This is a genomic window from Streptomyces soli (assembly GCF_003999195.1).
GTDB lineage: Bacteria > Actinomycetota > Actinomycetes > Streptomycetales > Streptomycetaceae > Actinacidiphila > Actinacidiphila soli.
Window position 1 is genome coordinate 1 of sequence record NZ_RJVR01000108.1, and the last position, 7,128, is coordinate 7,128.

The 7,128-nt window shown below is 68.4% G+C and carries 7 protein-coding genes and 1 pseudogene; 4 read left to right on the top strand and 4 right to left on the bottom strand.

Going from position 1 to position 7,128, the window contains the following annotated elements:
• Positions 1–29 precede the first annotated feature (29 nt).
• Entirely contained in the window at positions 30–329 is a 300-nt protein-coding gene (locus EFK10_RS09265; protein ID WP_127355255.1) for a hypothetical protein, read from the bottom strand.
• 558 nt (positions 330–887) lie between these two features.
• Here EFK10_RS09265 and EFK10_RS09270 point away from each other — a divergent pair.
• The 3 genes and pseudogenes from EFK10_RS09270 to EFK10_RS09280 all read left to right on the top strand — a co-directional run.
• Positions 888–2,012 carry a PP2C family protein-serine/threonine phosphatase gene (locus EFK10_RS09270; RefSeq protein ID WP_127355256.1) on the top strand — a complete coding sequence of 375 codons (1,125 nt, stop codon included), beginning with the start codon at positions 888–890 and terminating at the stop codon, positions 2,010–2,012.
• 76 nt (positions 2,013–2,088) lie between these two features.
• On the top strand, positions 2,089–2,304 hold the full coding sequence (locus EFK10_RS09275; protein ID WP_206305377.1) for a hypothetical protein: 216 nt from the start codon (positions 2,089–2,091) through the stop codon (positions 2,302–2,304).
• A gap of 703 nt (positions 2,305–3,007) precedes the next feature.
• Positions 3,008–3,172: pseudogene (locus EFK10_RS09280) on the top strand (ISL3 family transposase); the annotation flags it as partial.
• A 180-nt stretch (positions 3,173–3,352) separates the two neighbouring features.
• On the opposite strand, the gene EFK10_RS09285 reads toward EFK10_RS09280, so the two are convergent.
• Positions 3,353–4,402: an aldo/keto reductase gene (locus EFK10_RS09285; RefSeq protein ID WP_127355257.1), complete on the bottom strand. Its 1,050-nt coding sequence runs from the start codon at positions 4,400–4,402 to the stop codon at positions 3,353–3,355.
• Between the two features lie 119 nt (positions 4,403–4,521).
• Here EFK10_RS09285 and EFK10_RS09290 point away from each other — a divergent pair, with 119 nt between their 5' ends.
• Entirely contained in the window at positions 4,522–5,073 is a 552-nt protein-coding gene (locus EFK10_RS09290) for a TetR/AcrR family transcriptional regulator (protein WP_127355258.1), read from the top strand.
• A gap of 771 nt (positions 5,074–5,844) precedes the next feature.
• Here EFK10_RS09290 and EFK10_RS09295 read toward each other — a convergent pair.
• Positions 5,845–6,330, bottom strand: coding sequence for an SRPBCC family protein (locus tag EFK10_RS09295; protein WP_127355259.1), 486 nt, complete (start codon positions 6,328–6,330; stop codon positions 5,845–5,847).
• Between the two features lie 3 nt (positions 6,331–6,333).
• Entirely contained in the window at positions 6,334–6,687 is a 354-nt protein-coding gene (locus EFK10_RS09300; RefSeq protein ID WP_127355260.1) for an ArsR/SmtB family transcription factor, read from the bottom strand.
• Positions 6,688–7,128: the final 441 nt, after the last annotated feature.

Genomic DNA, 7,128 nt, shown 5'->3' on the forward strand with positions numbered 1-7,128 from the left:
CGTTTCACCCGTTGCCGACACAGCCATGCTCAAAAAAGGGCAATGAGCGGTCTCACGTCCAGCGCATGCCGATGGCGGACAGTTCTTCCACTCGGTCCCCCGTCCACCTTGAACAGCCCAGGCGCCGTCTCGGCCAGAATCCCGCGGTCGACCAGACGCTTCAGCTTCGACCGCATCCCCTCCACATGCCGCGCCTGCGACCCGACCCCCAACGCGGCACACACTTCCTTGCAGCGCATCGCAGCCCCGGACGTCGCGAACAAACCGATGATCGCCTGGTACTCCGGCGACATCACCGTCACATCCAGCTCCGCCTCGGCCGCCAGCAATTGCGCAACCGCCAGGACCCTAACGCACCGCACTCTCATGGACATGGAACGGCCAGAAGCTGGCACGGCCGACGGCCACCAACCCGCATGCCTCTGTGGACAAGGGCAGCCCTGCTACCAGCGGGTTCCTCTGTCCGCGCAGGCGAGATCCGCGACTGCCTGGTCGCGCGCCGCGCCACCGTCTGACCCCCATCGCCTGTCCGTGGTCCGCGCCGGGGATCCGTCCCGGACTCCGGATCCGGTATGACCGCTACCTCCCTGCGGGCGGCGTGCTCTGCGGCGTGCCCCTGCCGTGGCAGCGTCCTGGAGGTTTCCGAGCCAGCCATGATCCGGAGCCGGCCGAAGGTGACGACCGCCACGTGAGATTCAGGTCATATGACTCTATTAGAACGTTAGGCATAGTTCACATGGTTTCATCTACGAAGCAGCGTCTATGAGCGCCTTTAGGTAAGGAAGGAAAGCATGGGTGTGCAGATCAAGGGGCCGCCCATCGCGTGCCGGGGCACCACCGTTCGGTCGCTCAGGCGGGTGAGAGTCCCCGGGGGGCTCTGTCGGCGCATGCAGGCTGACGGCCAGACGCTCGAGGTGGGGCAACTGACTCCGCTGGTGCTGATCGTGGTGATCGCGGTGGTGGACATCCTTACGCCCCATCTGGAGTTCTACCGGTTGCTCGGGGCGGCGCCGGCGCTGGCAGCTGCCATGTTCTCCGTGGCCGGCACGCTGGGCATCGGAGTGCTGTCCCTGGGGGTCGGTGTCGCTGTCTCCGCCGTCCACCACGACCTGGGCCAGACAGCGAGCAATTTCACCGTGCTGACGATCACGGTCGTCACCCTGGCCGCCGCGTACGCCAGCCGGGTACGGCAGCACCGGGAGGAGACCCTCGCCCAGGTCCGTGTGGTGTCGGAGACCGCGCAGCAGGTGCTGCTGCGCGCGCCCCCGCAGCACCTCGCGCACATCGACGTCGAGGTGCTCTACCAGGCCGCCGCCGCGCACGCCCGCATCGGCGGCGACTTCTACGAGGCGATGCAAACCCCGCACGGGGTCCGGCTGATCATCGGCGACGTGCGCGGCAAGGGACTTCCCGCAGTCGAGACCGCCGCGGTCGTCCTCAGCACGTTCCGAGTGCACGTGCACAGCGCGCCCGACCTGGCGTCCCTGGCAGCATCGCTGGAAACCGGCATGGGCCATTACTGCCTAAACGTCCCCGACGGCGCGGCAGAGCGCTTCGTCACCGTCGTGCTGGTCGAGATCCCTGACGGGGAACCGATCGCCCGGGTGCTCAACTGCGGGCACCCCGCGCCACTGCTGCTGCACCGCGGCAAAGTGCGCGAGGTCGAACCCAGCGCGCCGTCACCACCCATCAACATGGCCGACCTCCTCGGCGACCACTACCAGGTGGACACCATCCCCTTCGCCACCGGCGACCACCTGCTGCTCTACACCGACGGCGTCAGCGAGACCCGCGACCGCACCGGGGTCTTCTACCCCCTCACCCAGCGCGCGCGCCGATGGGCCTACGCGACGCCCCGCCAACTCCTCAACCACCTCCACCAGGACTTGCGCGCCTATGTCCATGGCATCCGCGACGACGACATCGCCGCCCTGGCCGCGCAGCGCGTCGCCCCCTGCGACTGGGAAACGGCGGAACTCGGCCGCTCCGTCCCCGTACAGCGCGGCCACTGACCGTCAGGGGCGACGGCGGGGCTTGCCGCGCTTGCCGGCCTTGGGGTTGCCGGAACCGCTCCGGAGTTTCTTGCCGGTGGACTTGCGCGCGATCGGCCGCCGCCCGTCGCGGCGGGTGCAGATTCTGGGCGCCACTGCGCACCCGATGGCAGCCGGGGTGGTGCAGCTCGGGCGCAATCTCATCATGGACATGCAGGACGCGGGCCCGGGGGCGAAGTTCCTGATCCACGACCGGGACTCGAAGTACACCGCAGCATTCGACGCTGCGTTCCAGGAGACGAGTCGGAAGTGACCAACTGGGCCACCGCCGCGTCGAACTGCCCCTTGAGTTCGGTGACTCGGATGGCCTGCTTCTCGGCGCGCTCCTGCGGGGTGCTGCGCGGGCTACGGCTGCGGGCCTTCGTGGCTGCCAATGTGACTCCTTGGTGGGTTGGGCCCGGTGGCCGGAGTTGCCGCTCCAGCCACCGGATCGAGCGGCTTGCCGTCCGCTCATTCCTACGTGCATAATTGTACTCTCAAGCCCAAGCTCTGGCACCATCACCTGCACCATTGCTTGCGGCATTCCTTGCACCATTGCTTGCGCCATTCCTTGCGGCGCTCTTCGTGGTGAGTCCGCGTTTCCCCTGCTCAGTGACCCTGTTGCGCGCTTCCGTCGTGCTGACTTCCCCTCGTCTGCCTGCCTTTCTGTACCTGGGTGTTGGTGGTGTGTGGTGGGTGGTGTGGTGGGGCGGCGGTCTGCGGGGAGCTGGCCGGGCGCTGCGCTGTGCCATGGATGTGGCGGCCCGGCGGGCGGGCCGTGGGGGAGAACGGCGCCAGCTGGCCGAACCTGGGCGTGACTGCCGTACCCTGGAAGTGCTTCCTTTTCTGGGCTCCACTGTCGCTTCCGTGGGTCGCTGAGCGGGGCCGATAAACACAACACGCCGTATCCCGGATACGTTTCGACTTGCGGCGGTACGAAACGGAAGAACCTGGATACGGCGTGCGCTGATCGGGACGCCATCGTCGCAGCCGCCGAGCACCAACTGAGCAACGGACTCGTCGAGAGCATGAACACCAAGATCCGACTGATCGGTTTCAAGGAACCCACCGCCCTCATCGCCCTGGCCATGCTCAGCCTCGGCGGACACCGCCCCCACCTACCAGGCCGTCACGCCGCGTAACTCCACCCACGGAAGCAACCGAAGAGCCGAAAATGGGCACCTGCGGGCCAGCTTTATCCCTAATGGCGAAATGCCGGGCGGCGCGAGCGCGGCCGCAACGACAACGGCGGCGGGCATGGTGGTTCCGCGGGAGGCGGCGCGCCGGGGGGGTAAAAGGGCCCCGGCGTGGCTGGCGCGGCGTCAGATGTTGGCGTAGCCGGGGATGCTGGCCTTGATGCGTTCCATTTCGCGTTCGTCGGAGATGCCTTGGAGGTCGTAGCGGGGGGTGTAGGGGGTTTCCAGGCGGCGGGCCTCCTCGTCGGTGAGGTCGAGGTCGAGGGAGGCGACGGCGTCGTCGATCTGCTGGGTCGTGCGGGCGCCGACGAGGGGGGCCGCGACGACGGGGTTGCGGCGCAGCCAGGCGAGGGCGACCTGGGCGCGGGTGACGCCGCGGGCGTCGGCGATGGAGCCGGCCTCGTCGATGATGACGCGGTCGCTGTCGGCGTTGGCCTTGTAGAGCATGTCGGCGTAGCCGCCGTCGGTCGCGGAGCGCTCGCCGGCGTTTGCCTGGTCGAAGGGGCGGGCGAGGCGGCCGCGGGCCAGTGGGCTCCACACCATGGTGGCGACGCCCTCGTCGGCGCAGAGCGGGAGCATCTCGCGCTCCTCCTCGCGGGCGAGCAGGTTGTAGTGGTCCTCCATGGTGACGAACCGGGCCCAGCCGTGGCGGTCCTGGAGGTGGAGGAGCTTGGCGAACTGCCAGGCGTGCATGGAAGACGCGCCCAGGTAGCGGGCCTTGCCGGACTTCACCACGTCGTGCAGGGCCTGCAGGGTCTCCTCCAGCGGCGTGTCGTTGTCGAGGCGGTGGATCATGTAGACGTCGACGTAGTCGGTGCCGAGGCGGCGCAGGCTGTTGTCGATCTCGGACATGATCGCCTTGCGGGACAGGCCGCCGCCGTTGGGGCTGCCGGGGCGCATGGCGTGGCGCACCTTGGTCGTGATGACGACGTCGTCGCGGTTCGCGAAGTCCTTCAGCGCGCGGCCGAGGATCTCCTCGCTGGAGCCGTAGGAGTAGAGGTTGGAGGTGTCGAAGAAGTTGATGCCGGCCTCTAGGGCGTGCTTGATCAGGGGGCGACTGGCCTCCTCGTCGAGGGACCAGACGGGGTGGCCGCGGTCGGGCTCGCCGTAGGTCATGGCGCCGATGGCGACCGGGGAGACGTCGAGGCCGGTACGGCCGAGCTTGATGTAGCGCACGGGGGGGCTCCTACAATGGGGAACGAAAACAAGCGGAGAACTCTCCGTCTGACTTGGAGACGTTAACGGAGAACTCTCCGCATCGCAATCGGACGACTGTCCGCACGCCAGGAGGACCCATGCCCGACGCCGCGCCGCAGCGCTCCGACGCGCTGAAGAACCGGGAGGCGATCCTCCAGGTCGCCCACGATGCACTCGCCGAGTCTCCGGACGCCTCGCTCAACTCGATCGCCAAGCGCGCGGGCGTCGGCCCAGGCACGCTCTACCGGCACTTCCCGACCCGCGAGGCGCTGATCCTGGAGGTCCACCGGCACAACGTGGGCCGCCTCGTTTGCTCCGTGCCGGACGTCCTCGCCGCCCTCGGCCCGCTGGACGCGCTGCGGCAGTGGTTCACCACCCTCGCTGCCTACGTGCGCATCAAGCACGGCCTCGGCGAAGCACTGCACTCCGCCGCCGCGCAAGAGGTAGTCAGCGCCTCATGGCCCCCGGTCACCGCCGCCGTCGGCCAGCTCCTCGACGCATGCGAACGCGCCGGCGAGGTACGCCCCGGCATCGACCCCGTCGATGTCATCATGCTCATGAGCTGCCTGTGGCGCACCCCCGACAACCCCGACGGCGCCGCCCAAGCCGACCGCCTGCTGGAACTGGCGATCGACGGCTTCCGGCCGTAGAACATCCCCGGGGCCGACACGCCACCGTGCGCCCCAAGGCGACTTTCCGCGCCGGGTGCTCCAGGACTGTACCGGGAGCTGGCGGCGAAGCCTGCGGACATGGCGCTGGCCTGGCTGCGCGCAACCCCGTAGCCCGATGAAGTCAGAGTGATCAAGAGATCGCCCAGTGGCCCGCTTTTGATCTGCCGTCCGTGGCCCTCATTTCAGGTTCTGGATCACTTTCAGTGCAGGCCTGACGGACGGTCACCGCTGCGTCGTTTCCGGCACGCGGGTCAGCGGGCGAGGAGGACACGCTTGCGCCCGGCCGCTGTCCGGCTCGGCTCCGGCTCATCGTGCCGCCACGCTCGGCTCCGCACCGTCTCCGTCCGCCGCCGCGCCCGCCTGCCGGGACACCGCGGCGGCCCTGCCCGCCGGTGAACGCCTCGACGGGATTGATGAATTGCGGATCAGGCACTGCCATGCAGCCGGGGAGCGCAGGCGGCGTGGATCGGCGCCGAGGGCTCGGGCAGAACTGGCGCGACTGTTCGTGACGCAGGCGCGGGGGCTTGGCGCGGACGGGCAGGCGGTGCTCGAAGCGGTACGGGAGGTGTTGGACGAGCCACTTTGATGCGCTCATAGACCCCACCAGACAAAGAGGTAGGGAAAAGGAGGTGGAGCCAGGGGTGGCCGCGAGCCGACCTCGGGTGGGCTGCTGGGCGCCGACCGCGGGGCCGCGACCGGGTCCGGGTTCGGCTGTTGCCTGGTCGGGCCCGGCCGCCGCGGCCTGGCGTCTCAGGGGGCGACGAGTTCGTCGATCTGGTTGATTGCGGCGCTGGCGCCCTCGACGACACCCATGTCCAGTACCTTCTGCAGCCCTTCTGCGGTGTCGTACGTGGCCACGTACGTCGCGTGCGTGCGGCCGTCGTGCTCGGTGAAGGTGTAGACGTTCGTCGCGACCGGCAGGTCCGGGTTGGGGTTGAAATCCAGGTCGGCGAACCCGTCCTCGAACGAGAAGGTCCGCGGCTCGTCGACGGCCGTGACCTTCCAGTACCCGGCGAACTTCTCACCCTGCGGGCTGGTCATGAAGTAGTTCACCCGGCCGCCGGGGGCGAGGTGGTGCTCGACGACGGTCGCCGGGTAGGTCGGCGGACCCCAGACCTTCTCCAGCTGGCGCGGGTCTGCGTAGACCTGCCAAATCCGCTGCACCGGCGCGGCGAACTCGGCGGTGATGGTCAGGGTCCGGGTGTCCAGGTCGTGCTTGACGTCGGTGACGGGCATGGTTCAGTTCTCCTGGTCGGGGTGGGTTGCGGTGTCGAATGCGATCAGCTCGTCGATGCGCGCGATGCGGCCACGCCAGAGCTGTTCCAGCTCGGTGAGCATGGACGCCACCGACCGCACCGCCGTCACGTCGCCGCTGGCCAGTTGCTCGCGACCGTTGCGCCGCTTGGTGAGCAGGCCGGCCTTCTCCAGGACGGCGACGTGCTTCTGCACTGCTGCGAAGCTCATGTCGTACTTCGCCGCGAGAGCGGAGACCGAATGCTCCCCGGCCAGCACCCTGCGCATGATGTCGCGCCGGGTCCGGTCGGCGAGCGCATGGAACAGGGCGTCGGCCCGCTCCTCGTCGATCTCGGTCACCGAATAAATATACAACTAATCGGTTGTACGTTGTCAAGTGGCCGGTCACCGAGAGGGTGCTGCACCGGGGGCTGTACGGTTGCGTGCGGGGGTGGACCGGGGGTGTGACCGACGGTGGACACCCCTTACTTCGGGCGCCGCCTGTTTCCGCGGCTTGCCCCTGGCGGACAAGCCGACCGCGCGTGCCGACACCTCTACTCGACTCGATAGCTGTGGGGGTAGAGGTCTCGGATCTCGCCGGGGTCGAGGGGAGGGAGACGTGGGCCTGTAGTCGTGCACCGGGCTTATCGCCCTCAGGTGGCAGGAGGCCCGGGGAATCTGGCGTGACCTCCCGGGGTCTCCATGAACCGCTCCGGGTTTGACCGAGACTCGATCACTTGGAAGGATCGAGTCCGTTATGCCGAAGCAATATCCCAGTGAGGTCCGCGAGCGGGCAGTGCG